Source organism: Pseudomonas sp. GM49 (assembly GCF_000282355.1).
In the GTDB taxonomy this organism is placed as follows: domain Bacteria; phylum Pseudomonadota; class Gammaproteobacteria; order Pseudomonadales; family Pseudomonadaceae; genus Aquipseudomonas.
The window spans coordinates 1-26401 of record NZ_AKJL01000116.1 but is presented as its reverse complement, the minus strand read 5'-3'; the positions used below and the strand labels follow the sequence as shown (position 1 = coordinate 26401).

Sequence of the window (26401 nt, the reverse complement as noted above, 5' to 3'; positions counted from 1 at the left end):
GTCACGACCCCAGTTTGCGCGGTTGCCAGGCCTTGATCACCAGTGTGACGTCAAGGTCGGTGCCGTGCAGCTTGATTCGCTCGGGGAGCCAGTAACCGTTTTGCTGGGTGTAGTCGGTGTATTCGACTTGCCAGCCATCCTGTTCGAGGTTGGCCAGGCGACTGTCGGCATCCAGTGTCAGGTGACTTTTGCTATCCGGAGCCGGAAGCCCGCGGACCCACCAGGCCAGGTTGGACACCGGCAACTTCCAGCCCAGTTGCTCTTCGAGCAACACTTCAGGGGTCGGTGCGTCGTAACGCCCCTGGTTGGCGACTTCCAGCGAAACCTTGCCCGGCCGTCCGGTCAGGCGTGCCGCGCCACGACCCAGTGGTCCGGACAGGCGAATGTCGTAGTAATCCTGGCGTTGCAACCAGAACAACGTGCCGCTGCCCGAGTCTTTCGGGGCGCGGATGCCGATCTTGCCGTCGATCTGCCAGCCATCGAGGCCGGTCAGTTGCTGTTTGTGCTCGCGCCATTGGGCGGGGTTGCCGTGACCCTCGACTGATTCGCGGGGACCCAGGCCCGCGCAACCGGCGAGCAGGGCAATAAAACTGAAAACGATGAAATGGCGCAAAAACATAATCTTAAAGAGTCTCTGATCCGGTCAGGCGTTTGATGGTGCCGCGCAGGGTCGGGCTGTCGGGTTGTTCCTTGAGGAACTTGCCCCAGACTTGTCTGGCTTCACGCTGTTTGCCATTGGCCCACAGGACTTCGCCCAGGTGAGCGGCGACTTCCTGATCGGGGAAGCGTTCCAGGGCCTGGCGCAGCAGGCGCTCGGCTTCGTCGAGATTGCCCATGCGGTAATTCACCCAGCCAAGGCTGTCGAGTACCGCCGGGTCTTCCGGACTGATCTGGTGCGCCTGTTCGATCAGGGCCTTGGCTTCGGCGTAGCGTGTGGTGCGGTCAGACAGGGTGTAGCCGAGGGCGTTCAACGCCATGGCATTGTCCGGGTCGCGCTTGATGATCGTGCGCAGGTCTTTTTCCATCTGCGCCAGGTCATTGCGTTTTTCCGCCTGCATGGCGCGGGTGTAGAGCAGGTTCAAGTCGTCCGGGTATTTCTGCAAGGCCTGTTGCAGAACATTCCAGGCCTTGTCGCCCTGATTGTTGGCGGACAGGGTTTCGACTTCGATCAGGTACAACTGGATGGCGTAATCCGGCTGTTCATCGCGCTCTGCCGCCAGCTTGCGTTGCGCTTCGGCGGTCTTGCCGTTATTGATCAGGATGTCGGCCTGACGCAATTGCGCCGGCAGGAAGTCGTTGCCCGGGCCAACTTTGGCGTATTCGATCAGCGCGCCTTGCGGGTCGTTTTGTTCTTCGGCAATGCGACCGAGGTTCAGGTGCGCCGAATCGACGTGACTTTCCCGGGCGATCAGGTCTTCCAGATAGCCCTTGGCTTCATTCCAGGCCTTGGCTTCAAGGCAGACCAGTGCCAGCGAGTAACGCAGTTCGTCATCTTCCGGGTACTGCTGAACCAGGCTCGAGAACTCGGCCTTGGCGTCGTTCATGCGGTCCTGTTCAACCAGCATGCGTGCGTAAGTCAGGCGCAGGCGCTTGTCATCCGGGTATTTCTTGATGCTTTTCTGCAGCAACGGCAGGGCTTCGTCACCGCGATTCAGGGTTTGCAGCAGGCGTGCGCGCAGCAGGATCGGAGCGATTTCGCCGTCGTCGGGCGGATTGTTTTCCAGCAGCGTCAGCGCGCCTTTGGCATCGCCATCCTGTTGCATCAGCAGCGCCTTGCCGAAAATCAGCTGGCCGTTGTTCGGATGGCGTTGCAGCAAACGGTCGAAGCTTTTCATCAAGCCGTTGCGGGTGTCCTGGTCGGTATCGGCCGCAGACAGCGCGAGGAAGTCGAAATGGGTGTCGCCCTTGCCTTGCAGGACTTTTTCCATATAGACCATGGAGTCGTCGTAACGCCCGGCACGTGCCAGTTGTACGGCGGCGGCGCGTTGCGCTTCGAGGTCGTTGGGGGCGTTTTTGGCCCAGATCAGCGAGGTATCCAAGGCTGCCTGATCGGCACCCAGATATTCGGCGATACGGAATGCCCGCTCGGAGATACCCGGATCCTGGGTGTTGATGGCCTGGGTCACATAGTTGTCCAGGGCAATGTCGAAACGATTGCGCTGGCCAGCCAGTTCGGCACTCAACAGGCTGAAGATGGTTTCCTCGCTGAATGAGCTGTAGACCTTGGGCTTTTCAGGGGCCGGGGTGCTGTCTTCAACCGGCGACGTACCGTCCGACGATACGGGTGCCAAGGCCTGGCAGCCGCTGAGGAAGACAAGAGCGAGGAGCAACGCGGAAGATCTATTCATATAGGAGGAGGACGACTAACCTGCGGTCGGATCATCATGACACAAGCTTTCGGCCAAACATAACCGGCCCGCCAATTTACCCGCACGGTGGATCCGGCAACGCCTGGCTGCCTTGTAAACGAGAACCGCTCGCAACGTCGGCGTTGCCTACCGGAGCGATAGATATCGAGTAGTTGTTCTGATTCCGTCGAAGTAGGACAATTGTCGGCTTCACGTCACCATCAGCGACTTTGAATGGCCTTCCTTGCACTCGGTATTAACCACAAGACTGCTTCAGTAGACGTCCGCGAGCGCGTGGCTTTTACCCCTGAGCAGCTGGTTGAGGCCTTGCAGCAGCTCTGCCGACTCACCGACAGCCGCGAAGCTGCGATCCTCTCCACCTGCAATCGCAGTGAACTCTATATAGAACAGGATCACCTGTCGGCGGACACCGTGCTGCACTGGCTGGCCGAATATCATCATTTGAGCTTCGAGGAGCTGCGCGAAAGCGCCTATGTGCATGAAGATGATGCGGCAGTTCGTCACATGATGCGGGTCGCTTCCGGGCTCGACTCGCTGGTGTTGGGCGAACCGCAGATTCTCGGCCAGATGAAGTCGGCCTATGCCGTGGCCCGTGAGGCCGGCACCATCGGCCCGTTGCTCGGACGGCTGTTCCAGGCCACGTTCAATGCGGCCAAACAGGTGCGCACCGACACGGCCATCGGCGAGAACCCGGTGTCGGTGGCGTTTGCCGCGGTGAGCCTGGCGAAACAGATTTTCAGCGACCTGCAACGCAGCCAGGCGTTGTTGATCGGCGCCGGCGAGACCATCACCCTGGTCGCCCGCCATTTGCATGACCTGGGTGTAAAGCGCATCGTCGTCGCCAACCGCACCCTGGAACGTGCCAGCATTCTGGCCGAACAGTTCGGCGCCCATGCGGTGTTGTTGTCGGATATTCCGGCAGAGCTGGTGCGCAGCGATATCGTCATCAGTTCCACCGCCAGCCAATTGCCGATCCTGGGTAAAGGTGCAGTGGAAAGCGCCTTGAAACTGCGCAAGCACAAACCGATTTTCATGGTGGATATCGCCGTTCCGCGCGATATCGAGCCAGAAGTCGGCGAGTTGGACGATGTTTACCTCTATAGCGTCGACGACCTCCACGAAGTGGTGGCCGAGAACCTCAAGAGCCGCCAGGGTGCAGCCCAGGCCGCCGAAGAGATGGTCTCGGTCGGTGCCGAAGACTTCATGGTCCGCCTGCGTGAATTGGCGGCGGTGGACGTGCTCAAGGCCTATCGCCAACAGAGCGAACGCCTGCGCGACGAAGAATTGCAAAAGGCCCAGCGCATGCTGGCCAACGGCAGCAGTGCCGAAGAGGTGCTGGTGCAACTGGCTCGCGGGCTCACCAACAAACTGTTGCACGCACCCAGCGTGCAGTTGAAAAAGCTCTCTGCCGAAGGTCGCCTGGATGCGCTGGCGATGGCCCAGGAACTCTTTGCCCTCGGTGAGGGCTCATCGGATAGCTTTTCGGATAAAAAACCGCAATGAAAGCGTCACTGCTCAATAAGCTGGATATCCTCCAGGACCGTTTCGAGGAATTGACCGCCCTGCTGGGCGACGGCGAGGTCATTTCCGATCAGAACAAATTCCGTACCTATTCCAAGGAGTACGCGGAAGTTGAACCGATCGTGGGCGCCTATAAAGAACTGCTGAAAGTGCAGGATGACCTCGAAGGTGCCCAGGCACTGCTCAAGGACAGCGACCCGGACATGCGTGAAATGGCCGTGGAAGAAGTTCGCGAAGCCAAGGAACGCCTGGTCACGCTCGAAGCCGACCTGCAACGCATGCTGCTGCCCAAGGATCCGAACGACGGGCGCAACGTGTTCCTCGAAATCCGTGCCGGCACCGGCGGCGACGAGGCGGCGATTTTCTCCGGCGACCTGTTCCGCATGTATTCGCGTTACGCCGAGCGTCGTGGCTGGCGGGTGGAGATCCTCTCGGAAAACGAGGGTGAACACGGCGGTTATAAAGAGGTGATTGCCCGGGTCGAGGGCGACAACGTCTACGGCAAGCTCAAGTTCGAATCCGGCGCGCACCGTGTGCAGCGGGTTCCGGCGACCGAATCCCAGGGCCGCATCCACACTTCGGCCTGCACCGTGGCGGTATTGCCCGAGCCGGATGAACAGGAAGCGATCGAGATCAACCCGGCCGACCTGCGCATCGATACCTATCGCTCCTCCGGCGCCGGTGGCCAGCACGTCAACAAGACCGATTCGGCGATCCGCATTACGCACTTGCCGTCCGGCATCGTGGTCGAATGCCAGGAAGAGCGTTCGCAGCACAAGAACCGTGCCCGGGCGATGTCCTGGTTGTCGGCCAAGCTGAACGATCAGCAGACCTCCGCCGCGGCCAACGCCATCGCCAGCGAGCGCAAGTTGCTGGTCGGCTCCGGTGATCGCTCCGAGCGCATTCGCACCTACAATTTCGCCCAGGGCCGGGTCACCGACCACCGGGTCAACCTGACCTTGTATTCCCTCGACGAGATCCTCGCCGGCGGCGTCGAGGCGGTGATCGAGCCGTTGCTGGCCGAGTACCAGGCCGATCAACTGGCTGCGATAGGTGAGTAAATGACGATCATCGCCAGTTTGTTGCGCGCCGCCGATCTGCCCGACTCGCCGACGGCGCGTCTGGATGCCGAATTGCTGCTGGCGGCAGCGTTGGGCAAGTCCCGCAGTTTCCTGCACACCTGGCCGGAGCGCATCGTGCCGAGCGAAGCGGCGCTGACGTTCGCCGAGTATTTGCAGCGCCGCCGCAGCGGTGAGCCGGTGGCCTATATCCTCGGCCAGCAGGGTTTCTGGAAGCTGGATCTGGAAGTGGCACCGCACACACTGATCCCGCGCCCCGACACTGAGCTGCTGGTGGAAGCTGCGCTGGAACTGTTGCCGGCCACACCGGCCAAGGTACTCGACCTCGGCACCGGCAGTGGTGCGATTGCCCTGGCCCTGGCCAGCGAGCGTCCGGCCTGGAGCGTCACGGCCGTGGATCGCGTGCTGGAAGCCGTGGCCCTGGCCGAACGCAATCGCCAGCGCCTGCACCTGAACAACGCCAAGGTACTGAGCAGTCATTGGTTCAGCGCCCTGGAAGGTCAGCGTTTTCAACTGATCATCAGCAATCCGCCCTACATTGCAGCGGCCGATCCGCATCTGGTCGAGGGCGATGTGCGCTTCGAGCCGGCGAGCGCCCTGGTGGCGGGTGTCGACGGGCTCGACGATCTGCGCCTGATCGTCGCCCAGGCGCCAGATCATCTGGACGCCGGCGGTTGGCTGATGCTCGAACATGGCTACGATCAGGCCGAGGCGGTCCGCGATTTGCTGCTGACCCGCGGGTTTGAAGAAGTCCACAGCCGCACCGATCTGGGCGGTCATCAACGCATCAGTCTGGGGCGCCTGCCGTGCTGAATGATCAGGAGTTGCTGCGTTACAGTCGGCAGATTCTGCTGCAACACATAGATATCGACGGCCAGTTGCGGCTCAAGGAGAGCCGCGTATTGATCGTCGGTCTTGGCGGCCTTGGCGCGCCAGTGGCGCTGTATCTGGCGGCCGCCGGCGTTGGCGAGTTGCACCTGGCTGACTTCGACACAGTCGACCTGACCAACCTGCAACGCCAGATCATTCACGACACCGACAGCGTCGGCATGACCAAGGTCGATTCGGCGCTCAAGCGCCTGACCGCGATCAATCCCGAGATTCAACTGGTCGCCCATCGTTCGGCGCTGGATGAGGATTCCCTGGCCGCCGTGGTGGCCGGGGTAGATCTGGTCCTCGATTGTTCTGACAATTTTTCCACCCGTGAAGCGGTCAATGCCGCTTGCGTGGCGGCCGGCAAACCGCTGGTCAGCGGCGCGGCGATTCGCCTCGAAGGGCAACTGTCGGTGTTCGATCCGCGTCGGCCGGAGAGCCCGTGCTACCACTGTTTGTATGGGCACGGCAGCGAAGCCGAGCTGACATGCAGCGAGGCCGGCGTGGTCGGTCCGCTGGTGGGGCTGGTTGGCAGTCTGCAAGCCCTCGAAGCGCTGAAGTTGCTGGCCGGATTCGGTGAGCCGCTGGTGGGGCGCCTGCTGTTGATCGATGCCTTGGGTACACGCTTCCGTGAGTTGCGGGTCAAGCGCGATCCGGGTTGCAGCGTCTGTGGGTCGAAACATGCGTGAAGCGCCGATTGGCGTGTTCGACTCCGGTGTCGGCGGGCTCTCGGTACTGGCCGAGATCCAGCGTTTGCTGCCCAATGAGACTCTGTTGTACGTCGCCGATTGCGGGAATGTTCCCTACGGCGAGAAAACCCCGCAGTTTATCCAGCAGCGTTGCAGCGTGATGGCTGAATTCTTTCGGCAACAGGGCGCCAAGGCCCTGGTGCTGGCGTGCAACACGGCGACCGTGGCCGGTGTCGCCGACCTGCGTCGCGACTATCCAGAATGGCCCATCGTTGGTATGGAGCCGGCAGTCAAGCCGGCCGCCGCCGCAACCCGCTCCGGCGTAGTGGGGGTGCTGGCCACCACCGGCACCTTGCAGAGCGCTAAGTTCGCCGCGTTGCTCGACCGCTTCGCCACGGACGTGAAAGTAATCACCCAGCCTTGTCCCGGGCTGGTGGAGCTGATTGAAAACGGCGACCTGCGTAGCCCCGAGCTGCGTCAGCTATTGGCCGGGTATGTCGAGCCGCTGCTGGCCGCCGGCGCGGACACCCTGATTCTCGGCTGCACCCACTACCCTTTTCTCAAGCCGATGCTCCGGCAGATGATCCCCGAGGACATCAGCCTGATCGATACCGGTGCCGCCGTCGCGCGGCAACTCCAGCGGCTTTTGGCCGAAGGCGAACTGCTCGCCGATGGGCCTGCCCGTGAAGCGCAGTTCTGGACCAGCGCCGATCCGGTTCATTTCAGAAATATCTTGCCGATACTGTGGAATACGGCTGGCATTGTGCGAAGCTTCAACAGATAAGAAAGTCCCGGGGGAATCAAACGAAAAATTGGGGTGAGCTTCTGATAAATTGCCGATTTCTATAGCTTTTCAGGGCTGAGCAACAAAAAAACCATACGAAATTGTTCGGAAAAGGAAGTTTCTAATGAAGCGACTATTCTGCTTGGCCGCGATTGCGGCCGCACTAATGGGGCACACCTTTATCGCGCAGGCGGCAGGTGTGGAGTTCGCGGTTGGTCAGACCAGCGATTCGACCATGACGTATCGACTGGGCATGCAATTCGATTGGGACCAGAGCTGGTGGCAGAGTGACGTCGGTCGCGTGACCGGTTACTGGAGTGGCGCCTACACCTACTGGGAAGGCGACAAGACCTCGAGCAATAACAGCCTGTCGTTCTCCCCGGTATTCGTTTACGAATTTGCCGGCCAGAACGTCAAGCCGTACGTTGAAGCGGGCATTGGCGTGGCGGTGTTCTCCAATACCCGACTCGAAGACAACAACATCGGCAGTGCTTTCCAGTTTGAAGACCGGCTCGGTTTTGGCCTGCGCTTCAACGGCGGCCATGAAGTCGGGGTCCGTGCGACGCACTATTCCAACGCCGGGCTCGCCAGTTCCAACGACGGTGTAGAAAGCTACTCGCTGCATTACACGTTGCCGTTGTAAGCATCGACGCTGTTTTAAATGTGGGAGCGGGCTTGCTCGCGAAAGCGGTGGAACATTCAACACCTTGTTGTCTGACACACCGCCTTCGCGAGCAAGCCCGCTCCCACATTTGTATTGGGGTGGCTTCAAGACTAACGATACGCCGTCGAAATCCCCTGGCGTTCGTCGATGCACTCCGGAGCGCCCATCTCAAACTCCCGGCAAATCAGCGGGCGTTTTTCGTAGATGGTGCACATCATCGTGTTGCGATCCAGCGCAGCACACCAGCCGTCGTCCAGGCGCAACATCACTTCCCCGCCCCAGTCATCGGTATCGATGAACCGTTCAGGTACACCCGTATCGGTGATCAGCATGACTTCGAGCTGACAGCAACAGGCTGCGCAGGTCGAGCAGGTGACCGCGGGTTCCGCGATTTGCGTATGGGGGATGGTTTTCATGGCGCGCAGTGTAAGGCAGTCGCCGGGTGCTGTGTGAAAGGTCTGACGGACGCTCAAGTATCGAAACGTCCGGGATACCGCTGCCGAGATGGCGATTTTTACGGTTGATCCTTGATGGGTGGCTGGCTGCGCACCATACGCTTGCCGATCTCCAGTTTCACTTGTTCCGGCAGTTTGGAGAGCGGCCAGAGGGCGGCCATGAAGGCGGCCGGGAAAGCGATTTCCAGCGGGCGGTCCTTGAGTTTTTCGAAGATGTGCCGCGCAGCTTTCTCCACCGGCCAGCTCAAGGGCATGGGGAAGTCGTTGTTCGCCGTCAGCGGCGTTTCGAAACCCCCGGGGCTGACCACCGTGAGCTCTATGCCTTCGGGGGCCAGGTCGATACGCAGGGATTCGAACAGATAACGCAGCCCGGCCTTCGAGGCGCCGTAGGCTTCTGCCCTGGGCAGCGGCAGGTAAGTCACCGTACTGGCCATGGCCACCATATGCGGTGCGGTGCCGGCCCGCAGCAAGGGCAGGGCGGCTTCGATGCAATAGCTGCTGGCCAACAGGTTGGTGCGCACCACATGCTCGACAATCGATGCATCGAATTGCTTGGCGTCCACGTACTCGCAGGTACCGGCGTTGAGTATCACGGAGTCCAGCGAGCCCCAGTCCTCGGCAATCTGCTCGCCGATTTCGCGCACGGTCTGGCTGTTGGTCAAGTCACCGGCCACCACCAGCACCTGCCCCGGATAGCGTTGCGACAAGACTTTCAACTGCGCTACCGAGCGCGAACTGACGGCCAGGTGCGCACCGGTTTTCAGGATTTCTTCAGCCAGGGCGGCACCGATGCCGCTGCTGGCGCCGGTCAGCCAGTATCGTCGTGAGAGTGTACGGCTCATCCCAATCTCCTTTTCAGCCAGGCCATTGTCCGGCCCAATACGGGTAAATGTTCATTAAGCAGTGCCCCGGTATCGCAGTGATCCCGGTGGCGGTCACTCATGACCCAACGGCGGTGTATTGCCGTGACGGCAGATTTTTGAATGCCGCCAACGCGCGCGTACGGGAGGTACTCAAGTCGACGATCGGTGAGGGGTAATCCACACCACCGAAAAGGCCACCGAGATTGGCGGGGTTGTGCACTTGTTTTTTATTCAGCCCGGCCAGTTCAGGCAGCCATTGCTTGATGAACACGCCTTCGGGATCGAATTTTTCCGACTGGCTCAACGGGTTGAAAATCCGGAAGTACGGCACCGAGTCGGTGCCGGTGGAGGAACTCCACTGCCAGCCACCATTGTTCGCCGCCAGGTCGCCATCGATCAGGTGACGCATGAAAAAGCGTTCACCTTCGCGCCAGTCGATCAGCAGGTTTTTGGTCAGGAACATTGCTACCACCATGCGCAGGCGGTTGTGCATCCAGCCGGTGGCCAGCAGTTGGCGCATGGCGGCGTCGATGATCGGCAAGCCGGTGCGTGCCTGTTGCCAGGCGGCAAGTTCTTCGGGGGCGTTGCGCCAGGCTAGCGCTTCGGTTTCCGGGCGAAACGCGCGGTGCCGGGAAACCCGTGGGTAGCCCACCAGGATGTGTTTGTAGAACTCGCGCCACAGCAGTTCGTTGATCCAGGTGACGGCACCGGTGTTGCCGCTTTCGAATTCGCCTTGATTGCTGTGCAGGGCCGCGCGCAGGCATTGGCGAGCGGAGATCACCCCGGCGGCGAGATAGGCCGAAAGCTGACTGGTGCCTGGCTTCGCCGGGAAATCGCGTTCGCTTTGGTAGTGGTCGATCTGCGCATCGCTAAAGCTGTCGAGGCGATCTCGGGCTTGCGCTTCGCCCGCCGGCCACAGGCTGCGCAGGTTGTCACCGGGCGTTGCGAAACCGTCGACACTCGAGGGGATCGCATCGCTGGCAATGTTCAGCGGCGCTTGTTTCTGCGGTGCGCGTACCAGGCTGGGTAGCGAGTGGTGAAGTCGTTCGTAACAGACTTTGCGGAACTGGCTGAAGACCTGAAAGTAAGTGCCGGACCGGGTCAGCACGCTCCCGGGCTGGAACAGCAACTGATCGAGGTAGCGGCGAACCTCGATGCCTTCGGCCCTTAGCGTTCGGGCGACCGCTGCATCGCGACGGGATTCATGGATGCCGTACTCTTCGTTGAGGTACAGCGCGTCGACCTGCCACTGTCGGCACAGGTTCAGCAACACCGTTGGCGCGTCATCCCAGCGAGGTGCCTGGCGGATCAGCAGGGGAATGTTCAGTTGACCCAATTCGCGGCTCAACTCGCGCAGGTTGCGCAGCCAGAAGTCCACTTTGCAGGGCGCATCGTCGTGTTCCAGCCATTGTTCCGGGCTCAGTAGATAGACCGCCACGCACGGGCCGCGAGCCGCGGCGGCCGAGAGGGCGGTGTTGTCATTCAGGCGCAAGTCGCTGCGCAGCCAGATCAATTGCATTTTGGTATCCACGCGATTCATTTAAATCAGCCCGCGCTGAACGAGTGCCTGATGTGCCGACAATGGATCCTCGGCCAGGTACAAATCAGCGATCCCGGTAGTACTTGCGGATAACTCGGCGTGGTGGATGCATACCGTTGGTCCGGCAATCATTTTTGGGCAACTGACGCCTTTGAAAAGTTTCGCCAGTTGCACCAGGTTCATGGCCTTGCTGGAGTACAGCAGAACGCCACGGGGTTGTAGCAGTTCGACCGCCAATGTCAGTTCGCCGACAGGCAGCGGCCAGTCGAAGACCTCCACCGGGCAATCGGCACTGCTGATCAGCCAGGCCGTGAGCCAAAGATGGGGCTCCACGGGCAGGTCTGAGTGGTTGATCAGCAGCAGCGGCGCGGTGCGCAACTGACGATTGTTATGGTAGATGCGTGCTCCGAATTTGCTGCGCAGCCAGGCACAAAAAAACACCCGCTCCATCTGCGCACCGAATTGGCCTTGCCAGCGTTGCTCCAGAGCGGCCAGCAAAGGCATCAGCAATTGCGCGCACAGGGTTCGCGGCGGATACAGCGCCATCGCCTGATTGACGCTGTCATCCAGAGAGCGCTCCTGCAGTCCTCTGACCGCCTGCAGCAACGTTTGCAGCAAGGCGTGCCAATCGTTGTCGACGGACTTGCTGAAGGTTTGCGGTGTGTCGAGCAATGGCTTGACCTGGCTGACGGCAACGCCACGGTTGAGCCAGGTGAGGATGCTCTGGATGCGTTGTACATGGTCGGCCGAAAACAACCGGTGCCCCTTGGGTGTGCGTTGCGGCACGATCAGGCCGTAGCGCCGCTCCCAGGCGCGCAGGGTCACGGCATTGACGCCGGTTAGCCGCGCCACTTCACGGATCGGCAGCCAGCCTTCGTCCAACGCCTTTTTAAAGTCATCGCCGAGGTCTTCCCGGGCGCTGGTGTCGAGTGTTTTTTTCATCAAATGGAGTTTTGCAGGCTGAGGTTTTCCGGGTGCGGTTGCAGGTAGACCTGCTGTGCGATGTACGGATCGGGGTGTTGGCGAAAGTGATGTTTGAGCAGCGTCAGCGGCACCACCAGCGGCACGATGCCCAGGCGGTACTGGCTGATCACGTGCTGCACTTCCTGCTTTTCTTCATGGCTGATGGCCTGTTTCAGGTAGCCACTGAGGTGTTGCAGGACGTTGGTGTGGGTCCGGCGGGTGGCGCATTTTTTCAGCGCCGACATCAATTCGCTGAAATAGCGGGGGCCGAGTTCCTGCGGATCGGTATGACCCATGTTGCCCAGCAAGTGGCCCAGGGTCTTGTATTGCACCGGGTTGTGGGCCATCAGCAGGTATTTGTAGCGCGAGTGAAAGTCAATGAGACCGCGCCGGGTCAGGCCTTCCTGGCGTAGCTGCTGCCAGGCACTGTAGGCGAACACGCGGGTGAGGAAGTTTTCCCGCAGCACTGGATCGTTGAGCCGACCGTCTTCCTCCACCGGCAAGTCCGGGTGAAAGAGGCAGGCGTTGATGGCTATTTTCTGTTTGGCGGGGGCATGGGGCATCGGAGCACCTCGAATCTGAACCTGTGCAGAGGGTCGAGTCTGTACAAGATAACTTCATCATAGGTTCGAAGTTGTACAAGTCAAATGCTGTGTATAAGTTTTGTGGCGGGCTGCTGTCCATGGCGACAGCAGCGATGTGCTCGAGTTGGTGCTTTTACTGCAGGTGTTCATGCAAGCGGCGGGCGGCTTCCTGACCGCTGAGCCAGGCCCCTTCGACGCGCCCGGACAGGCACCAGTCGCCACAGGCATACAGCCCCAGGTCGGCATCGGCCAGGGTGCCCCATTCGTGACTGCTGGCGGGGCGGGCGTAGAGCCAGCGGTGGGCGAGGCTGAAGCTCGGCGCGGGCATGGAGTCGTGCAGCAGTTCGGCAAACGCGCCATGCAACTGTTCGATCACGGCTTCCTTGGACAAGTCGATGTGTTGTCGACTCCAGGCGCTGGTGGCGTGCAGTACCCAGGTGTCGAGGGTGTTGTCGCGCCCGGGTTTGCTGCGGTTGCGGGCCAGCCAGTCGAGTGGGCTGTCCTGTACGAAGCAGCCTTCCATGGGTGTTTCCAGGGGCGTTTCGAAGGCCAGGGCGATGGCCCAGGTCGGGTCCATTTTCACCCCGGCGGCGGCCCCGGCGAGTTTCGGCGCTGATGCCAGCAAAGCCGTGGCCTGTGGGGCCGGCGTTGCGATGACCACGTGGCTGAACGGTCCGTGGGTGAAGCCCTCGGCGTCCTGCAGGTGCCAGTGTTCTTCACCGCGATAGACCTCGGTGATCCGGCAGGCGAAATGCACTTCAAGGTCACCGAGCAGGGCGCGGGTGATGGCGCTCATGCGCGGCGTGCCGACCCAGCGGGTCTGCTCGTCCGGCGACAGGTTGAGCTGGCCGCCATGGTAGGTGTACAGCTGCGGCGTCCACTCGGCGACCCAGCCCTTGGCTTGCCAGCGCTGGACTTCGTTGACAAAGCGGCGGTCACGGGCGGTGAAATACTGCGCGCCCATGTCCAGAGCACCCGCATCGCTGCGCTTGCTCGACATGCGCCCGCCGCTGCCGCGGCTTTTATCGAACAGTTGAACCACATGCCCGAGGTCGGTCAGGGCCTGGGCGGCGGAGAGTCCGGCAATGCCGGTGCCAACGATTGCGATAGGTACAGTCATAGGGGCCTCGTTTGCCTTTCTGTACAGACTACGCCGGGGTTCAAACCTGTACAATGTTGTTTTTTGGTATAACTTTTAGCGTTCTCGTTCTGACAGCTTGGCCTATTGTTAAACATAGAGCCTGTTCGATACCAAAGATCCCTGCTTATAAAAATAGACTAATGGACAAGGTAAAACGCCACGCGAGGAAGAAGTCATGCACATATTGCTGACCGGCGGTACTGGTTTGATAGGACGTCAGCTCTGCCAGCACTGGTTGGGCCAGGGACATCGCCTGACAGTCTGGAGTCGCAAGCCTGAAAAAGTCGCGAAAACATGTGGTGCCCAAGTGCGTGGAGTTGCCCGGCTGGAGGATCTGGGGCAGGAGCCGGTGGATGCAATCGTCAATCTGGCCGGAGCGCCGATTGCCGACCGGCCCTGGACTCACAAGCGTAGAGCCTTGTTGTGGAGCAGCCGGATCACGCTGACTGAAACCTTGCTGACGTGGCTTGAAAGTCGCGAGCAGAAACCACGGGTCTTGATTTCCGGTTCGGCTGTCGGCTGGTATGGCGACGGTGGCGAGCGCGAACTGACCGAGGACTCGGGGCCAGTCAGCGAAGATTTCGCCAGCCAGTTATGCATCGCCTGGGAAGAGACTGCACAGCGGGCTGAAACGCTGGGCATTCGCGTCATCCTCATTCGAACCGGGTTGGTGCTGTCGGCAGAGGGCGGCTTTTTGTCGCGGCTGTTATTGCCGTTCAAACTGGGCCTGGGAGGGCCGATCGGCAACGGCCGGCAGTGGATGCCTTGGATTCATATCGACGATCAAATCGCCCTGATTGATTTTCTTCTGCATCGCAACGAAGGCAGCGGTCCCTATAATGCGTGCGCGCCCAAACCGGTGCGCAACCGCGAGTTTGCCACGGCGTTGGGCAGCGTGCTGCATCGCCCGGCGTTCATGCCGATGCCGGCCTTTGCATTGAAGGTGGGGTTGGGCGAGTTGTCGCTGTTGTTGCTCGGCGGCCAACGGGCCACCCCGGTGCGTTTGTTACAGGCTGGTTTCACTTTTAAGTTCACGGATTTGCGCGCGGCTCTGGACGATCTGTCCGGTCGCCTTTGAAATAGGACGTTGCATGACCGATCACGCGTTGCTTCTGGTCAACCTGGGTTCACCTGCCTCCACCTCGGTGGCGGATGTGCGCAGCTACCTCAATCAATTTCTGATGGACCCGTACGTGATCGACCTGCCATGGCCGGTGCGGCGTCTGCTGGTGTCGCTGATCCTGATCAAGCGTCCCGAGCAGTCGGCCCATGCATATGCTTCGATCTGGTGGGACGAGGGCTCGCCGCTGGTGGTGCTCAGCCGTCGCTTGCAACAAGCCATGGCCGGCCAGTGGCAGCATGGCCCGGTCGAGTTGGCGATGCGCTACGGTGAGCCGTCGATTGAATCGTCACTGGTTCGCATGGCTGCGGCGGGGCACAAGCGGATAACCCTGGCACCGCTTTATCCACAGTTCGCCGACAGCACCACCACCACGGTCATAGAGGAAGCCAAACGGGTCGTGCGCGAGAAGAGCCTCGACGTGCAGTTGTCGGTGCTCCAGCCGTTCTACGATCAACCTGAATACCTCGATGCACTGGCGGCCACGACCAGGCCCTATCTGGAGCAGGATTTCGATCACTTGCTGATGAGCTTTCACGGCTTGCCGGAACGGCATCTGAAGAAGCTCAACCCTGGTCACAGCTTCGAGGGTGGCGGTGATTGCTGCGCCGGGGCACCGCCGGAGGTGGTCGCCACCTGTTATCGCGGCCAATGCCTGCGTACGGCGGCAGAGGTCGCCAAGCGCATGGGGCTGCCGGAGGGCAAGTGGTCTGTGTCGTTCCAGTCGCGCCTGGGGCGTGCCAAATGGATCGAACCCTACACCGAAGCGCGCCTCGATGAGTTGGCCAAAAGCGGCGTGAAAAAGATTCTGGTGATGTGCCCGGCATTCGTTGCCGATTGCATCGAGACACTGGAAGAGATCGGTGATCGCGGCAAAGAACAATTCCGCGAGGCGGGGGGCGAGGATCTGGTGCTGGTGCCGTGCCTCAACGATGACCCGCATTGGGCGCGGGCGTTGGCGACTTTGTGTGAAAGGGCACCGATTGCATTGTAGGCATACAAGCTGTGGGTTGAGGGGCTGTTGTGGCGAGGGGGCTTGCCCCCGTTCGGCTGCGAAGCAGTCGTAAATCCAGCGAACGCGGTCTGTCAGGTGATTCGCGGTCGAAGGATTTAGGGTCGCTTCGCAACCCAACGGGGGCAAGCCCCCTCGCCACACGGTATTGTGTGATGCTTTAGATCAGCGGCTCATTCGCCTTCTTGTGCTTCCAGCTGTCATTACCCGGCAGGATCAGGTTCAAGCCAATCGCCACCACCGCGCACAGCGCGATGCCCTTGAGGCCGAAATCGTCCGGCCCGGTGCCAGTGCCGATCAGCACGCCGCCGATCCCGAACACCAGGGTCACCGAAACAATCACCAGATTGCGCGCCTCGCCCAGATCGATCTTGTGGCGAATCAGCGTGTTCATTCCCACCGCCGCAATCGAACCGAACAACAGGCACAGAATCCCGCCCATCACCGGCACCGGAATGCTTTGCAGCAGTGCGCCGAACTTGCCGATGAACGCCAGACTGATGGCGAAGATCGCCGCCCAGGTCATGATTTTCGGGTTGTAGTTCTTGGTCAGCATGACCGCGCCGGTCACTTCGGCGTAGGTGGTGTTGGGCGGGCCGCCGAACAGACCAGCCGCCGTGGTGGCTATGCCGTCGCCGAGCAGGGTGCGGTGCAGGCCGGGCTTCTTCAGGTAATCGCGACCGGTCACGCTACCTACGGCAATCACGCCGCCGATGTGTTCGATGGCCGGGGCCAGGGCCACCGGAACGATGAACAGAATCGCCTGCCAGTTGAATTCCGGTGCCGTGAAGTTCGGAATCGCGAACCACGGTGCCGCAGCAATCTTCGCGGTATCAACCACGCCGAAGTAGAACGACATGCCGAAACCGACCAGCACACCGGAGATGATCGGCACCAGGCGGAAGATTCCCTTGCCGAAAACCGCAACGATCAGTGTGGTGAGCAGCGCGGGCATCGAGATCAACATCGCCGTCTGGTAATGAATCAATTCGCTGCCGTCGCCGGCCTTGCCCATGGCCATGTTGGCGGCAATCGGCGCCATGGCCAGGCCAATCGAGATGATCACCGGCCCGATCACCACCGGCGGCAGCAGGCGGTCAATGAACCCGGTGCCTTTGATCTTCACCGCGAGGCCGAGGAAGGTGTAGACGAAACCCGCCGCCATCACGCCGCCCATGGTCGCGGCCAGACCAAATTGGCCCTTGGCGAGAATGATCGGGGTGATGAAGGCAAAGCTCGATGCCAGGAACACCGGCACCTGACGCCCGGTGACGATCTGGAACAGGATCGTCCCCAGGCCGGCCGTGAATAGCGCCACGTTCGGGTCGAGACCGGTAATCAGCGGCATCAACACCAGGGCGCCGAAGGCCACGAACAGCATCTGTGCACCCGACAGCACCGTGCGCCAGAGCGGATCGTTGAACTCTTGCTGCATGGTCACGCGTCCTTCTGCTTGGTGCCGAAGATCTTGTCACCGGCATCGCCCAGCCCTGGGATGATGTAACCATGTTCGTTCAGTTTTTGATCAATCGAAGCGGTGTAGATGATCACGTCCGGGTGAGCCTTCTCGACCGCAGCGATGCCTTCTGGCGCAGCGACCAGCACCATGGCGCGGATGTCCTTGCACCCGGCCTTTTTCAGCAGGTCGATGGTGGCAACCATCGAGCCGCCGGTGGCGAGCATCGGGTCGATGATCATGGCCAGGCGTTCGTCGATTTCCGGTACCAGCTTCTCAAGGTAGGTGTGGGCCTCGAGGGTTTCCTCGTTACGGGCCACACCCACGGCGCTGACCTTGGCGCCCGGGATCAGGCTGAGCACGCCTTCGAGCATGCCGATGCCGGCCCGCAGGATTGGTACTACAGTAATCTTCTTGCCGGCGATCTTCTCGACCGATACGGTGCCGCACCAGCCTTCGATATCGTAGGCTTCCAGCGGCAGGTCTTTGGTAGCTTCATAGGTCAGCAGGGCGCCGACTTCCTGAGCGAGCTCACGGAAATTCTTCGTGCTGATGTCTGCACGGCGCATAAGGCCAAGTTTATGACGGATCAGCGGGTGGCGGATCTCATGGATGGGCATGGGGAAAGGCTCCGGCGGCGGGCAAAAAAACCGGCCTAGATTAATCTATCCGAGGGTGTTGTCCTATAGACATACAGTACGTTAGTCCACAAAGGCTTGATCTGGCCTCGGTTGATGCGTACCTTTGCCCGCTTTTCCGAATCCGTCACCCCCTGGAGAGCGCCATGTCCGCTGATCTCGAGCATATCCGTCAAATCATGCGAGAGGCTGACTGCCTGTACACCGAAGCTGAAGTCGAGGCGGCCATCGCCCGCGTCGGTGCACAAATCAACGAACAAATGGCAGACAGCAACCCGGTGGTGTTCTGCGTGATGAACGGCGGGCTGATTTTCTCCGGCAAGCTGCTGACCTATCTGCAGTTCCCACTGGAAGCGTCCTACCTGCACGCCACCCGCTATCGCAACGAAACCAGCGGCGGCGACCTGTTCTGGAAAGCCAAGCCGGAAGTTTCCTTTATCGACCGTGATGTGCTGATCATCGACGACATCCTCGACGAAGGTCACACCCTGGGCGCGATCATCGACTTCTGCAAACACGCTGGTGCACGTAAAGTGCACACCGCCGTGCTGATCGACAAAGACCACGACCGCAAGGCCCGTCCTGACCTCAAGGCCGATTTCGTCGGTCTGCCGTGCATCGACCGCTACATCTTCGGTTACGGTATGGACTACAAAGGCTACTGGCGTAATGCCAACGGGATTTTCGCCGTTAAAGGAATGTAAGACATGGATACGCCGCGTTTTCTGGATCAGACCTTGTTCGCCGAGCTGGCCGGGAAAGCCGCGGCCAATCCTCGCGGGCGCCAGCATCACAATTTCCATCAGATGGAAGACGCTTGCCATCGCATGGCGGTGGGGTTGCAGCCGTCCACGTATATCCCGCCTCACCGGCATTTGGGCGACAACAAGGCCGAAACCCTGTTGGTCCTCAAAGGCCGGCTGGGCGTGCTGATCTTTGACGAGACCGGTACGGTGCTGAGCAAGACCGTGCTTGAGGCCGGTGGCGACTGTGTCGGCGTGGACCTGCCAACCGGTGTGTTCCATGGTTTGGTGGTGCTGGAGGCCGACAGCCTGATGTTCGAATGCAAGGCCGGTCCTTATCGTCCGGTCGGTGAAGGTGAGCTGGCGCATTGGGCGCCGCGCGAAGGCGAGCCCGGTGTTGCCGAGTATCAGGCCTGGATGCGCGCGCAGTTCGACTGATGTTCAACTTGTGGGAGCGGGCTTGCTCGCGAAGAGGGAGTGTCAGTCAACTTCAATGCGACTGACACACCGCTTTCGTCGGAACGCCGCCCGGAGCAAGCCCGCTCCCACAGGGTTTCCTGTGCTTGCCCATGCTAGAGTGCTCGGCCCCGATTCCGGAGCCTGCCATGAGCCGTTCCATCCGTTGCTGCGCCGCCCTGTTGCTGACCCTCAGCCTGCCCCTTGCCGCCGCGCCGGCGCCCATGCACAGTCAATTCCTGCCACCGGACGATCTCACTCTGCGCGATGCTGATCCCGAACAGCAGCAACTGATGCAGGTCACCGATTATTCGGTAGTGGTCGGTGCTCAGCGCCAATCCAATCAACAGCCGATTCCGGTCACGTCGCCGTTGCTGATTCGTCTCAAGGGCAAATCGCTGAACAAGGGCGCCACCATCAGTCAGGTGCTGGTCAATTTCGATGGTGAAAGCAAAAGCCTGAAGAAACCGGTTTACGACGAGCCGAGCAAAACCCTGACCCTCTATTACCCGCTGGCGCAATACCGGGTGGTGATCGATTTGTTGCGCAATGACACGGTGTATTGCCAGTTTCTCAGCTACGCCAATGGCCATGTCTGGGCCGATCTGCACACCGGCAGCACTCGTCCGCGTTGAGCCCTGTACCTGAGCGGGGGTAAACTGCCCGCCCGTGTAATGTCTGCGAGCTGGAGTCGGCAATGCGTAAAGATAAAAAACAAGTGATTGGTGACGAGATCGGCGATGAGCAGATCAGGTTGTTCCTCGATTTCGAACCGGTCGACGCGACTTCTCCGTCCCTGCACAAACTGGTCAAGGCCTACCGTGGCCTGCGCATCGACGATTTCGAGCGTTTCCTGACGTTCTTCGTCGAAGCGGGTTACGACGTAAATGGCAAGGATGAGCACGGTAATGACTTCGTTGCCCTGATCAAGGATCAGCGCAACGCGCCGGATTACATTGAGCTGATCGAAAAAGTTCGCGGCTGATTCAATTTCAGCCATAAAAAAACGCCCCGCTCTCAGTAAGAACGGGGCGTTTTTCATGGCGCCGAATCAAGCGTAGCTTTCGGTCTCGCTGCTGGCTTCAACCAGTTCCAGGGCAACGTTGTTCTGCGTGTTGATCTTGCGATACAACGCAGCGTCGGTTTCCAGAACCTTTTCACGGGCCGGGAAGATTTCGGCCAGTTTGCTGGCCCATTCGCCTTTGGCTTTGCCCGGGAAGCATTTCTCGATCAGTTCCAGCATGATCGATACGGTCACCGAGGCACCAGGCGAAGCGCCGAGCAGTGCCGCCAGGGAACCGTCCTTGGCCGCGACCAGTTCGGTACCAAATTGCAGGATGCCGCCTTTTTTCGGGTCTTTCTTGATGATCTGCACCCGTTGGCCGGCCACTTCCAGGCGCCAGTCTTCGGCTTTCGCTTCAGGGTAGAAGCGACGCAGGGATTCCAGGCGCTGCTCCATCGACTGCATCACTTCGCTGACCAGGTACTTGGTCAGGTCCATGTTGTTTTTCGCCACGGCCAGCATCGGACCGATGTTGCCGGCACGAACCGACATCGGCAGGTCCATGAAGGAACCGTGCTTGAGGAACTTGGTGGTGAAGCCGGCGTAAGGTCCGAACAGCAGGGACTTCTTGCCATCGACCACGCGGGTGTCCAGGTGCGGCACGGACATTGGCGGCGAACCTACGGCAGCCTGGCTGTACACCTTGGCCTGGTGGTGCTTGACCACTTCCGGGTTGTCGCAGCGCAGCCATTGGCCACTGATCGGGAAACCGCCGAAGCCTTTGCTCTCTTCGATGCCCGAGGCCTGCAGCAGCGGCAGCGCCGCGCCGCCAGCGCCAAGGAAGACAAACTTGGCGTCGACTTCACGGGTGTTGCCGCTGTTGACGTCCTTGATGCTGACAGTCCAGCCGCCGTTGCTGCGCTTGAGGCCGGTCACGCGCTTGCAGTACTTGACCTGGGCATCGGGTGCGCTGGTCAGGTGCTTGAGCAACTGGTTGGTCAGGGCGCCGAAGTTGACGTCGGTGCCATTGATCACGCGGGTCGCGGCGAGGGTTTCGCCAGGATCGCGGCCAGGCATCATCAGCGGCATCCACTCGGCCATTTTGGCCTTGTCTTCGGTGTATTCCATGTCGGCGAAGGCGTGGTGCTTGCTCAGCACCTTGAAGCGTTCCTTGAGGAAGGACACGCCGCTGTCGCCCTGCACGAAACTCAGGTGTGGCACCGGGCTGATAAACGATTTGCACGAGCCGAACGTGCCTTTTTTGGTCAGGTACGACCAGAACTGCTTCGACACCTCAAACTGGGTGTTGATGTGCACGGCTTTCTTGATGTCGACGGCGCCATCGGCTGCCTGCGGCGTGTAGTTGAGCTCACACAGCCCGGCGTGACCGGTACCGGCGTTGTTCCACGGGTTGGAACTCTCCGCGGCACCGGAATCCATCAACTCGACGACTTCCAGCTTGATCGCGGGGTCGAGCTCTTTGAGCAGCACCGCCAGGGTGGCACTCATGATGCCGGCCCCAACCAGTACTACGTCGACTGCTTCGTTATGCGCCATTTAACGCGTCTCCAAAATCTGCAGCACCAAATTGTCGGCATGGCTGCCAGGAGTGACGGGGCGTGTCAGTGTTGCCCCAGGTACCCATGGCAGGATCGCCATGTCCGAATCTTCGCAATTTATCGCAACTTCGACGGACGCTACCTGCCGGGTCTAATAAGAGCCATATGAACTCATTTCAACGTGCGACTGGCAATTCGACTTATGGTCGATACATCCGTTTGTGCAACCAAATCCGTAGCGGACAGGCTTCAGGCTCCGGTGTTCGAGGAATACTCGGTCCTGTGTCGTTGGGCTGTTGTAGACGCTAATGGTGCATGTTCAGACGCAAAACTATTCATTTGCTCGCCACACTCTTGTGAAGTTGTGAAAACCCGTTTTTTTCACGCTCTTTTGAAGACGTGAACCTCAAAAAGGGCTGTCCCAGCCTGGCACCGTGCCCGGATGGATTGCCGCCATGGGATGCAGGGCAGGCAAAACGGGCAAAAAGCTCAGTGACCGAGCGTAATGACAGCTCTGCAGATTCGCGAAAAGTGGAGGTTTTGCTCAACAAAACAGCAAGCGCGCCAGCTTCACTCGATCTGTGTGGGCGGCTCTCTGTGGGCGGTGCGGGGTGTCAACACAAGCGTATTGACGATGCTGCGAGGCCCGATCAGGAGACGTCCTTATAATCGGGGGGAGATTGTATCTAAGAAACGCAGGGAAATGGTCGTGTTTAATGACTTTTATTAGGTGTTTGGTCAGGTCGTCATCAGTTGCTGTGCACGCGAGCGTGACTGGTGCTGTTGCGAAACGATGCGGGCGCCGGCAGGCAACGGCTGATTCAGCCAGTTCAGGCGGATCTCTTCGATTTCAACCCAACCATCGCCCATGGGCTGGAGGCTGCACTGCTTGAAGGCCTGGCAGTGGCCGTTGCGGTCGAGCAGGGCGAAGCAGCGATGCAGCGGGCGTGGCGCGAACAGAGAGATCAGATGCCGCATGGTGGAGTACCTTGTTGGTTTTCTGAAGAAAACGATAATCGCAAGCCATTACGTGCAAGTGTATGGGCGGTGACAACTGTGTGACAAGAACTGCCTTTCCAAAGGGTTGTCAGAGATTTCATCAAACACCGTGAGGTGCTGGTTCCCCACAGTGGCGCACCGCTATACTGCGGGCCTGTTTGTGCCTGATTCTGGAGAGAAGAGCATGTTGCAACGCCTGTTGTTCGGTTTGATCACTGTGACCAGTTTGACCCTGGTTGGCTGCGCGCACAGCCCGCAACAACTGAGCCCGGAACCCAAGCTGACCGCCCAGTTGGCCCCGGTCGGCCATGGCCAGCCCGTCGTGGTGCGTGTCGTGGACGGTCGTCCGTCGCCGACACTGGGCACCCGTGGTGGTCTGTATCCGGAGACCAGCGCGATTACCGTGCAGGGCGCGCAGATCCTGCCGAAGCTGCAGGCCCAGGCTGAAGCCGCCGTGCGTCTGTTGGGCTTTACCCCGACGAACAATGCCATGAATGCACCGCAACTGACCGTGACCCTGACAGAGTTGAAGTACCAGTCGCCCAAGGAAGGCCTGTACGTGACTGAAGCCACCATCGGCGCGACATTCCGCTCCGATGTACAGAACGCCAACCGTCGCTACAGCGGCCGTTATGGTTCGTCCCTGGACCAGCGCTTCGGTATGGCGCCGAACCAGGAAACCAACACCAAACTGGTCAGCGATGTGCTGAGCGATGCATTGACCCGCCTGTTCAAGGACCCGACCGTGGGGCAGATTCTCGGCGAGTAATGCGAGCCCACTGTAGGAGCGAGCTTGCTCGCGATGGTCGTTAACGATTACGCGGGAAATCTGATTCCCCGCGGCCCCTCAAGTCCATCGCGAGCAAACTCGCTCCTACAGATCGGTATCAGGCGGCTTGCGAGTAAAAATCCAGCACGCTCACGCCCGTCAGCAAATCCGCTTCCGGCAAATCCGCATGCTGGTGGCCACCGAGTGCGCAATACACCAGCCAATGGCGGTCCTGAACATTGAAGGCGAGGCTGCCGACGAGGGCTTGTTGCTCTTCGCTGGGGGTGATGAGGTAAAGACGATCCTGGTTTTCGGCGTGGAGCATGACGTAGTCCGTGTCGGTTTCGAGGTGCGCATGGTCGCCGATACAGATGACGAAGCCGTGACTCAGGACAGCCATTGATCAATTGCTTCGTTATTTGTCGGAAACAGAGGGCAGGGGCGCAGGCTTTCGGTAGAATCCGCGCCGCGGTCGCCGGTCCGGCACCTGCCACCTGTTTTACTTGAGGTATGTGATGTCGCTGCACTTGATGACGCTGTTTACCGCCCATCCCGCCAAATTGATCAATCTGCTGGCTTTGCTCTTTGCCTTCCCGGGCGGCTGGTTGCTGCACTCCACCCGTCGTCGTGAACTGCGTGCGATGGCCAGTTTGCAGGCGCAGCGCCAGAGCAGCCCCAACGTAGAGCCCACCCTGGATTGGGCGACCTTGCGCATGAACCGGTTTTTCTACATCTTCGGCTTTGCCTGCATGGGGATGGCGCTGCTGGTGTCGTGGATCAGCACGCAAGTCTGAAGTCCAAGCGCATAACCCGTGGTGAACCGATACAAAAGCGGCGCCTCGAGGGCGCCGTTTTTGCATCTGGTTGAAACCGCTTAAAGCGGTAAGCCAGCCTTCACCCGGTACTGATTGCGCACCGGCGTCGCATATTGCAGCACCAGGAATGGACGATGCTCTTCCGGGCAGGCGTCCAGGCGGCGTTGCCATTCTTCCTGGGCCTTGGCAAGTTCCTCGGCCGGGAACACCTCGGCCGCTTTCGGCACCTGCAACTGCGGATCGGCGTCTTTCCACTGCGCGTAAGCCAGGTAGTGCACCGGGAACAAGCGGTATCCGCTGAGGATTTGCCTGTCCATCTCGACCGCCAATTGCTTGGTGTCTTCGAACAGTTCAGTGATCGGCGCGGCAAAGTTCACATGCACCCGGCCCTTGTAACCGGTGATGCCCTTGGCGATGCTCACGTCATCCTCACCCGGCACCTTGGTGTAGCTGCCGGTAGTGGCGCGGATGTACAGCTCGCGGGCCTTGGCCTGATCGCACGGGTCGTATTCGTAGCTGATCGACACCGGGGTCAGGTTCAGCGACTGAATGACTTCGCCGAACGGCTCGTCCTTGCGGCTCATGTGGAACATCTTGAGGATCGCCGATTCGGTACGGTCGTCACCATCCTTGGCGCGGCCCTCGGCCTGGGCGATCCAGATCGAGGCGCAATCGTTGCGGATCGAATGATTGATGTACGCCGAAAGCAATTGATAGGCCGCCATTTTTTCCCGGCGACCGCTGATCGAGCGGTGCACGATGAAGCTCTTGTTCAGGCGCATCAGGTCGCTGACGAAAGGCTTTTGCAACAGATTGTCGCCAATCGCGATGCGCGGGGTCGGCAGGCCGGCGTGGTACACGGCGTAGTTGACGAAGGCCGGGTCCATCACGATGTCGCGGTGGTTGGCGATGAACAGGTAGGCACTGCCGGACTTGAATTGCTCCACACCGGTATAAGTAACACCGTCGGTGGCGCGCTCAATGGTATGGTCGACGTAATGCTCGACTTTGTCCTGCAGCGTGGCCACGGAGTTAATGCCGGCAAACTCACGGCGCAGCCGATGGGCTATAAGAGGTTTGAGTGCCCAGCCTAAAGCGCCGGCGAAACGCGGGAAGCGAAAGTGGGTGAGGATATCTAGAAACGCCTTGTCGCCGAGCAGTCGTGCCAGCACTGCCGGGACTTCACTGTCGTCGTAAGGTCGGATGGCATCGAATTCGCCCATCATGCTCTCTTGTTAGAAACGGCTAGGGTAAGTAAAGGTTCTCATCGAAAACCGGCGGGGCACGGTCTGAAAAAGTAGCCAGACAAAAATAGCCCTGCAAATAGACCGGCGATTATACGCACAAGTCACCTAGGAGACCGCGATGCTGGAAACTGCGCAGTATGAATGTCCGTATTGTGGTGAGGAAGTCGAGACGACGCTGGATTTGTCCGGTGGCGATCAGACCTACATTGAAGACTGCCAGGTGTGCTGCCGGCCGATAACCTTCGTGTTGCAGGTTCATGGAGAGGAATGGCATCTCGAAGTGTTCAGTGAAAACGAATGAGGGGCGTGTATGCAGCGCATCTACGATCCGGAAAACCTGATGGAAGGCGAGTTGCTGCAAGGCATGCTCGCCAGCGAAGGTATCGAGGCGCATCTGGTGGGCCGTGATTTGCTCGGTGGCAGCGGCGAGTTGCCGATCTATGGCCTGCTCGGGCTGTCGGTCGATAACGACCAGGCCGAATACGCCCGCGAGCTGATCACCGCGTACAATGCCGCGCTGCCGCTGTCCGGCGATGAACCGGACAGCTTTCCCGGCACGCTGGTCTGTTAGGCTGGCGTTCGTTTGATCAAGAGTCGTGTTGCCCCATGTGTGGACGTTATGCCCTGTTTCGCTGGAATCCCGCTTTCGCGGCGCTGCCCGGTTTTCCCGCCGACCAGCAGGCGCAGTGGAACATTTCCCCCAATGATTCGGTGTTGATGCTGCGGGCCGGGCCTGACGGCCAACGCACGCTGGCCCGCGCCCGTTGGGGCCTGACGCCACCCTGGCTGACCGATCTGTCCCGCACCCCGGCCCATGCCCGCGCCGAAACCGTTGCCGAACAACCGATGTTCCGCGAAGCCCTGCGCTTGCGCCGCTGCCTATTGCCGGCCAATGGTTTCTATGAATGGCGCGGCACGACGCGCAAGCGCCCGTACTGGCTGACACCGGGGGAGGGCTCGTCATTGTTTTTTGCGGCGATCTGGGAGGCCTATCCGGTACAGGAGCAGGTTTGGCTGAGTACCGCCGTGATTACCCAACCGGCGGCAAGCCAGCGGCGG

General features: G+C 60.1%; 30 protein-coding genes and 2 pseudogenes. 17 read left to right on the top strand and 15 right to left on the bottom strand.

The window, feature by feature from the left end; genetic code table 11:
• Position 1: 1 nt before the first annotated feature.
• Positions 2-619, bottom strand: coding sequence for a lipoprotein insertase outer membrane protein LolB (gene lolB, locus PMI29_RS17410; protein ID WP_007997117.1), 618 nt, complete (start codon positions 617-619; stop codon positions 2-4).
• 4 nt (positions 620-623) lie between these two features.
• Positions 624-2348: a tetratricopeptide repeat protein gene (locus tag PMI29_RS17415; RefSeq protein WP_007997115.1), complete on the bottom strand. Its 1725-nt coding sequence runs from the start codon at positions 2346-2348 to the stop codon at positions 624-626.
• Positions 2349-2582: 234 nt separating this feature from the next.
• Between PMI29_RS17415 and hemA the strand changes: the two genes are divergently transcribed.
• The 6 genes from hemA to PMI29_RS17445 all read left to right on the top strand — a co-directional run bounded on the left by hemA (position 2583) and on the right by PMI29_RS17445 (position 7958).
• On the top strand, positions 2583-3872 hold the full coding sequence (gene hemA, locus PMI29_RS17420; RefSeq protein ID WP_007997113.1) for a glutamyl-tRNA reductase: 1290 nt from the start codon (positions 2583-2585) through the stop codon (positions 3870-3872).
• Entirely contained in the window at positions 3869-4951 is a 1083-nt protein-coding gene (prfA, locus tag PMI29_RS17425; protein WP_007981853.1) for a peptide chain release factor 1, read from the top strand. Before hemA ends, prfA begins: the two co-directional genes overlap by 4 nt.
• Positions 4952-5782: a peptide chain release factor N(5)-glutamine methyltransferase gene (prmC, locus tag PMI29_RS17430; RefSeq protein WP_007973878.1), complete on the top strand. Its 831-nt coding sequence runs from the start codon at positions 4952-4954 to the stop codon at positions 5780-5782.
• A complete protein-coding gene (locus tag PMI29_RS17435) occupies positions 5776-6531 on the top strand; it encodes a molybdopterin-synthase adenylyltransferase MoeB (protein WP_007997111.1) in 756 nt (251 codons plus the stop codon). The genes prmC and PMI29_RS17435 overlap by 7 nt, the downstream gene beginning before the upstream one ends.
• On the top strand, positions 6524-7315 hold the full coding sequence (gene murI, locus PMI29_RS17440; RefSeq protein ID WP_007997110.1) for a glutamate racemase: 792 nt from the start codon (positions 6524-6526) through the stop codon (positions 7313-7315). The genes PMI29_RS17435 and murI overlap by 8 nt, the downstream gene beginning before the upstream one ends.
• A 124-nt stretch (positions 7316-7439) precedes the next feature.
• Entirely contained in the window at positions 7440-7958 is a 519-nt protein-coding gene (locus tag PMI29_RS17445) for an acyloxyacyl hydrolase (protein WP_007997109.1), read from the top strand.
• Positions 7959-8089: 131 nt separating this feature from the next.
• On the opposite strand, the gene PMI29_RS17450 is transcribed toward PMI29_RS17445, so the two are convergent.
• The 7 genes and pseudogenes from PMI29_RS17450 to PMI29_RS17475 form a co-directional block, all read right to left on the bottom strand.
• Positions 8090-8395: a YkgJ family cysteine cluster protein gene (locus PMI29_RS17450; protein WP_007981864.1), complete on the bottom strand. Its 306-nt coding sequence runs from the start codon at positions 8393-8395 to the stop codon at positions 8090-8092.
• Positions 8396-8493: 98 nt separating this feature from the next.
• Positions 8494-9276 carry an SDR family NAD(P)-dependent oxidoreductase gene (locus PMI29_RS17455; RefSeq protein ID WP_007997107.1) on the bottom strand — a complete coding sequence of 261 codons (783 nt, stop codon included), beginning with the start codon at positions 9274-9276 and terminating at the stop codon, positions 8494-8496.
• Positions 9273-9368: pseudogene (locus tag PMI29_RS31020) on the bottom strand (transcriptional regulator); the annotation flags it as partial. The gene PMI29_RS17455 and the pseudogene PMI29_RS31020, both read right to left, overlap by 4 nt.
• Before the next feature lie 5 nt (positions 9369-9373).
• Complete coding sequence (gene phrB / locus PMI29_RS17460; protein WP_007997104.1) at positions 9374-10816, bottom strand: deoxyribodipyrimidine photo-lyase; 1443 nt, start codon at positions 10814-10816, stop codon at positions 9374-9376.
• Between the two features lie 21 nt (positions 10817-10837).
• A complete protein-coding gene (locus PMI29_RS17465; RefSeq protein WP_007997103.1) occupies positions 10838-11779 on the bottom strand; it encodes a MerR family transcriptional regulator in 942 nt (313 codons plus the stop codon).
• Positions 11779-12321, bottom strand: a pseudogene (locus tag PMI29_RS17470) (YbgA family protein); the annotation flags it as partial. The pseudogene PMI29_RS17470 and the gene PMI29_RS17465, both read right to left, overlap by 1 nt.
• Before the next feature lie 196 nt (positions 12322-12517).
• Positions 12518-13504, bottom strand: coding sequence for an NAD(P)/FAD-dependent oxidoreductase (locus PMI29_RS17475; protein WP_007997100.1), 987 nt, complete (start codon positions 13502-13504; stop codon positions 12518-12520).
• Positions 13505-13700: 196 nt separating this feature from the next.
• On the opposite strand from PMI29_RS17475, the gene PMI29_RS17480 reads away from it, so the two are divergent.
• Together PMI29_RS17480 and hemH are read left to right on the top strand one after the other, a co-directional pair.
• On the top strand, positions 13701-14603 hold the full coding sequence (locus PMI29_RS17480; protein ID WP_007997098.1) for a TIGR01777 family oxidoreductase: 903 nt from the start codon (positions 13701-13703) through the stop codon (positions 14601-14603).
• A gap of 13 nt (positions 14604-14616) precedes the next feature.
• On the top strand, positions 14617-15639 hold the full coding sequence (gene hemH, locus PMI29_RS17485) for a ferrochelatase (protein WP_007997096.1): 1023 nt from the start codon (positions 14617-14619) through the stop codon (positions 15637-15639).
• A gap of 178 nt (positions 15640-15817) precedes the next feature.
• Here hemH and PMI29_RS17490 read toward each other — a convergent pair whose 3' ends face one another.
• Both PMI29_RS17490 and upp read right to left on the bottom strand, forming a co-directional pair.
• Positions 15818-17092: a uracil-xanthine permease family protein gene (locus PMI29_RS17490; protein WP_007997095.1), complete on the bottom strand. Its 1275-nt coding sequence runs from the start codon at positions 17090-17092 to the stop codon at positions 15818-15820.
• A 2-nt stretch (positions 17093-17094) separates the two neighbouring features.
• A complete protein-coding gene (gene upp / locus PMI29_RS17495; RefSeq protein ID WP_007997094.1) occupies positions 17095-17733 on the bottom strand; it encodes a uracil phosphoribosyltransferase in 639 nt (212 codons plus the stop codon).
• A 164-nt stretch (positions 17734-17897) separates the two neighbouring features.
• Between upp and PMI29_RS17500 the strand changes: the two genes are divergently transcribed.
• The 4 genes from PMI29_RS17500 to PMI29_RS17515 all read left to right on the top strand — a co-directional run bounded on the left by PMI29_RS17500 (position 17898) and on the right by PMI29_RS17515 (position 19935).
• Positions 17898-18455: a hypoxanthine-guanine phosphoribosyltransferase gene (locus PMI29_RS17500; RefSeq protein WP_007981338.1), complete on the top strand. Its 558-nt coding sequence runs from the start codon at positions 17898-17900 to the stop codon at positions 18453-18455.
• Between the two features lie 3 nt (positions 18456-18458).
• Positions 18459-18932: a WbuC family cupin fold metalloprotein gene (locus tag PMI29_RS17505; protein WP_007997093.1), complete on the top strand. Its 474-nt coding sequence runs from the start codon at positions 18459-18461 to the stop codon at positions 18930-18932.
• A 167-nt stretch (positions 18933-19099) separates the two neighbouring features.
• On the top strand, positions 19100-19585 hold the full coding sequence (locus tag PMI29_RS17510) for a hypothetical protein (RefSeq protein ID WP_007981334.1): 486 nt from the start codon (positions 19100-19102) through the stop codon (positions 19583-19585).
• A 62-nt stretch (positions 19586-19647) separates the two neighbouring features.
• Positions 19648-19935 carry a PA4642 family protein gene (locus PMI29_RS17515; protein ID WP_007997092.1) on the top strand — a complete coding sequence of 96 codons (288 nt, stop codon included), beginning with the start codon at positions 19648-19650 and terminating at the stop codon, positions 19933-19935.
• A 66-nt stretch (positions 19936-20001) separates the two neighbouring features.
• Here the strand turns inward: PMI29_RS17515 and mqo are convergent, their stop codons facing one another.
• Together mqo and PMI29_RS17525 are read right to left on the bottom strand one after the other, a co-directional pair.
• Positions 20002-21510: a malate dehydrogenase (quinone) gene (mqo, locus tag PMI29_RS17520; RefSeq protein ID WP_007997091.1), complete on the bottom strand. Its 1509-nt coding sequence runs from the start codon at positions 21508-21510 to the stop codon at positions 20002-20004.
• A gap of 740 nt (positions 21511-22250) precedes the next feature.
• Entirely contained in the window at positions 22251-22490 is a 240-nt protein-coding gene (locus PMI29_RS17525) for a hypothetical protein (RefSeq protein WP_007997090.1), read from the bottom strand.
• Between the two features lie 205 nt (positions 22491-22695).
• Between PMI29_RS17525 and PMI29_RS17530 the strand changes: the two genes are divergently transcribed.
• Positions 22696-23280 carry a YajG family lipoprotein gene (locus PMI29_RS17530; RefSeq protein ID WP_007981326.1) on the top strand — a complete coding sequence of 195 codons (585 nt, stop codon included), beginning with the start codon at positions 22696-22698 and terminating at the stop codon, positions 23278-23280.
• A gap of 118 nt (positions 23281-23398) precedes the next feature.
• On the opposite strand, the gene PMI29_RS0130040 is transcribed toward PMI29_RS17530, so the two are convergent.
• On the bottom strand, positions 23399-23605 hold the full coding sequence (locus PMI29_RS0130040; RefSeq protein WP_033052291.1) for a hypothetical protein: 207 nt from the start codon (positions 23603-23605) through the stop codon (positions 23399-23401).
• A gap of 190 nt (positions 23606-23795) precedes the next feature.
• On the opposite strand from PMI29_RS0130040, the gene PMI29_RS17535 reads away from it, so the two are divergent.
• Positions 23796-24074 (top strand): hypothetical protein, encoded by a 279-nt coding sequence (locus tag PMI29_RS17535; protein WP_007997088.1) that lies wholly within the window; start codon positions 23796-23798, stop codon positions 24072-24074.
• 80 nt (positions 24075-24154) lie between these two features.
• Here PMI29_RS17535 and PMI29_RS17540 read toward each other — a convergent pair whose 3' ends face one another.
• Positions 24155-25321, bottom strand: coding sequence for a 1-acyl-sn-glycerol-3-phosphate acyltransferase (locus PMI29_RS17540; protein ID WP_033052285.1), 1167 nt, complete (start codon positions 25319-25321; stop codon positions 24155-24157).
• 139 nt (positions 25322-25460) lie between these two features.
• On the opposite strand from PMI29_RS17540, the gene PMI29_RS17545 reads away from it, so the two are divergent.
• The 3 genes from PMI29_RS17545 to PMI29_RS17555 all read left to right on the top strand — a co-directional run.
• A complete protein-coding gene (locus PMI29_RS17545; RefSeq protein ID WP_007981317.1) occupies positions 25461-25643 on the top strand; it encodes a CPXCG motif-containing cysteine-rich protein in 183 nt (60 codons plus the stop codon).
• A 9-nt stretch (positions 25644-25652) separates the two neighbouring features.
• A complete protein-coding gene (locus PMI29_RS17550) occupies positions 25653-25913 on the top strand; it encodes a putative signal transducing protein (RefSeq protein ID WP_007997086.1) in 261 nt (86 codons plus the stop codon).
• Positions 25914-25948: 35 nt separating this feature from the next.
• Positions 25949-26401: SOS response-associated peptidase (locus PMI29_RS17555; protein WP_007997085.1), on the top strand; the 453-nt coding region annotated here is incomplete at its 3' end.

What these genes read in the sequence shown, in the direction of transcription:
- lolB (WP_007997117.1), bottom strand. Translation starts at nt 619, where the DNA reads ATGTTTTTGCGCCATTTCATCGTTTTCAGTTTTATTGCCCTGCTCGCC.
- PMI29_RS17415 (WP_007997115.1), bottom strand. Translation starts at nt 2,348, where the DNA reads ATGAATAGATCTTCCGCGTTGCTCCTCGCTCTTGTCTTCCTCAGCGGC.
- hemA (WP_007997113.1), top strand. Translation starts at nt 2,583, where the DNA reads ATGGCCTTCCTTGCACTCGGTATTAACCACAAGACTGCTTCAGTAGAC.
- prfA (WP_007981853.1), top strand. Translation starts at nt 3,869, where the DNA reads ATGAAAGCGTCACTGCTCAATAAGCTGGATATCCTCCAGGACCGTTTC.
- prmC (WP_007973878.1), top strand. Translation starts at nt 4,952, where the DNA reads ATGACGATCATCGCCAGTTTGTTGCGCGCCGCCGATCTGCCCGACTCG.
- murI (WP_007997110.1), top strand. Translation starts at nt 6,524, where the DNA reads ATGCGTGAAGCGCCGATTGGCGTGTTCGACTCCGGTGTCGGCGGGCTC.
- PMI29_RS17445 (WP_007997109.1), top strand. Translation starts at nt 7,440, where the DNA reads ATGAAGCGACTATTCTGCTTGGCCGCGATTGCGGCCGCACTAATGGGG.
- PMI29_RS17450 (WP_007981864.1), bottom strand. Translation starts at nt 8,395, where the DNA reads ATGAAAACCATCCCCCATACGCAAATCGCGGAACCCGCGGTCACCTGC.
- PMI29_RS17455 (WP_007997107.1), bottom strand. Translation starts at nt 9,276, where the DNA reads ATGAGCCGTACACTCTCACGACGATACTGGCTGACCGGCGCCAGCAGC.
- phrB (WP_007997104.1), bottom strand. Translation starts at nt 10,816, where the DNA reads ATGCAATTGATCTGGCTGCGCAGCGACTTGCGCCTGAATGACAACACC.
- PMI29_RS17465 (WP_007997103.1), bottom strand. Translation starts at nt 11,779, where the DNA reads ATGAAAAAAACACTCGACACCAGCGCCCGGGAAGACCTCGGCGATGAC.
- PMI29_RS17475 (WP_007997100.1), bottom strand. Translation starts at nt 13,504, where the DNA reads ATGACTGTACCTATCGCAATCGTTGGCACCGGCATTGCCGGACTCTCC.
- PMI29_RS17480 (WP_007997098.1), top strand. Translation starts at nt 13,701, where the DNA reads ATGCACATATTGCTGACCGGCGGTACTGGTTTGATAGGACGTCAGCTC.
- hemH (WP_007997096.1), top strand. Translation starts at nt 14,617, where the DNA reads ATGACCGATCACGCGTTGCTTCTGGTCAACCTGGGTTCACCTGCCTCC.
- PMI29_RS17490 (WP_007997095.1), bottom strand. Translation starts at nt 17,092, where the DNA reads ATGCAGCAAGAGTTCAACGATCCGCTCTGGCGCACGGTGCTGTCGGGT.
- upp (WP_007997094.1), bottom strand. Translation starts at nt 17,733, where the DNA reads ATGCCCATCCATGAGATCCGCCACCCGCTGATCCGTCATAAACTTGGC.
- PMI29_RS17500 (WP_007981338.1), top strand. Translation starts at nt 17,898, where the DNA reads ATGTCCGCTGATCTCGAGCATATCCGTCAAATCATGCGAGAGGCTGAC.
- PMI29_RS17505 (WP_007997093.1), top strand. Translation starts at nt 18,459, where the DNA reads ATGGATACGCCGCGTTTTCTGGATCAGACCTTGTTCGCCGAGCTGGCC.
- PMI29_RS17510 (WP_007981334.1), top strand. Translation starts at nt 19,100, where the DNA reads ATGAGCCGTTCCATCCGTTGCTGCGCCGCCCTGTTGCTGACCCTCAGC.
- PMI29_RS17515 (WP_007997092.1), top strand. Translation starts at nt 19,648, where the DNA reads ATGCGTAAAGATAAAAAACAAGTGATTGGTGACGAGATCGGCGATGAG.
- mqo (WP_007997091.1), bottom strand. Translation starts at nt 21,510, where the DNA reads ATGGCGCATAACGAAGCAGTCGACGTAGTACTGGTTGGGGCCGGCATC.
- PMI29_RS17525 (WP_007997090.1), bottom strand. Translation starts at nt 22,490, where the DNA reads ATGCGGCATCTGATCTCTCTGTTCGCGCCACGCCCGCTGCATCGCTGC.
- PMI29_RS17530 (WP_007981326.1), top strand. Translation starts at nt 22,696, where the DNA reads ATGTTGCAACGCCTGTTGTTCGGTTTGATCACTGTGACCAGTTTGACC.
- PMI29_RS0130040 (WP_033052291.1), bottom strand. Translation starts at nt 23,605, where the DNA reads ATGCTCCACGCCGAAAACCAGGATCGTCTTTACCTCATCACCCCCAGC.
- PMI29_RS17535 (WP_007997088.1), top strand. Translation starts at nt 23,796, where the DNA reads ATGTCGCTGCACTTGATGACGCTGTTTACCGCCCATCCCGCCAAATTG.
- PMI29_RS17540 (WP_033052285.1), bottom strand. Translation starts at nt 25,321, where the DNA reads ATGATGGGCGAATTCGATGCCATCCGACCTTACGACGACAGTGAAGTC.
- PMI29_RS17545 (WP_007981317.1), top strand. Translation starts at nt 25,461, where the DNA reads ATGCTGGAAACTGCGCAGTATGAATGTCCGTATTGTGGTGAGGAAGTC.
- PMI29_RS17550 (WP_007997086.1), top strand. Translation starts at nt 25,653, where the DNA reads ATGCAGCGCATCTACGATCCGGAAAACCTGATGGAAGGCGAGTTGCTG.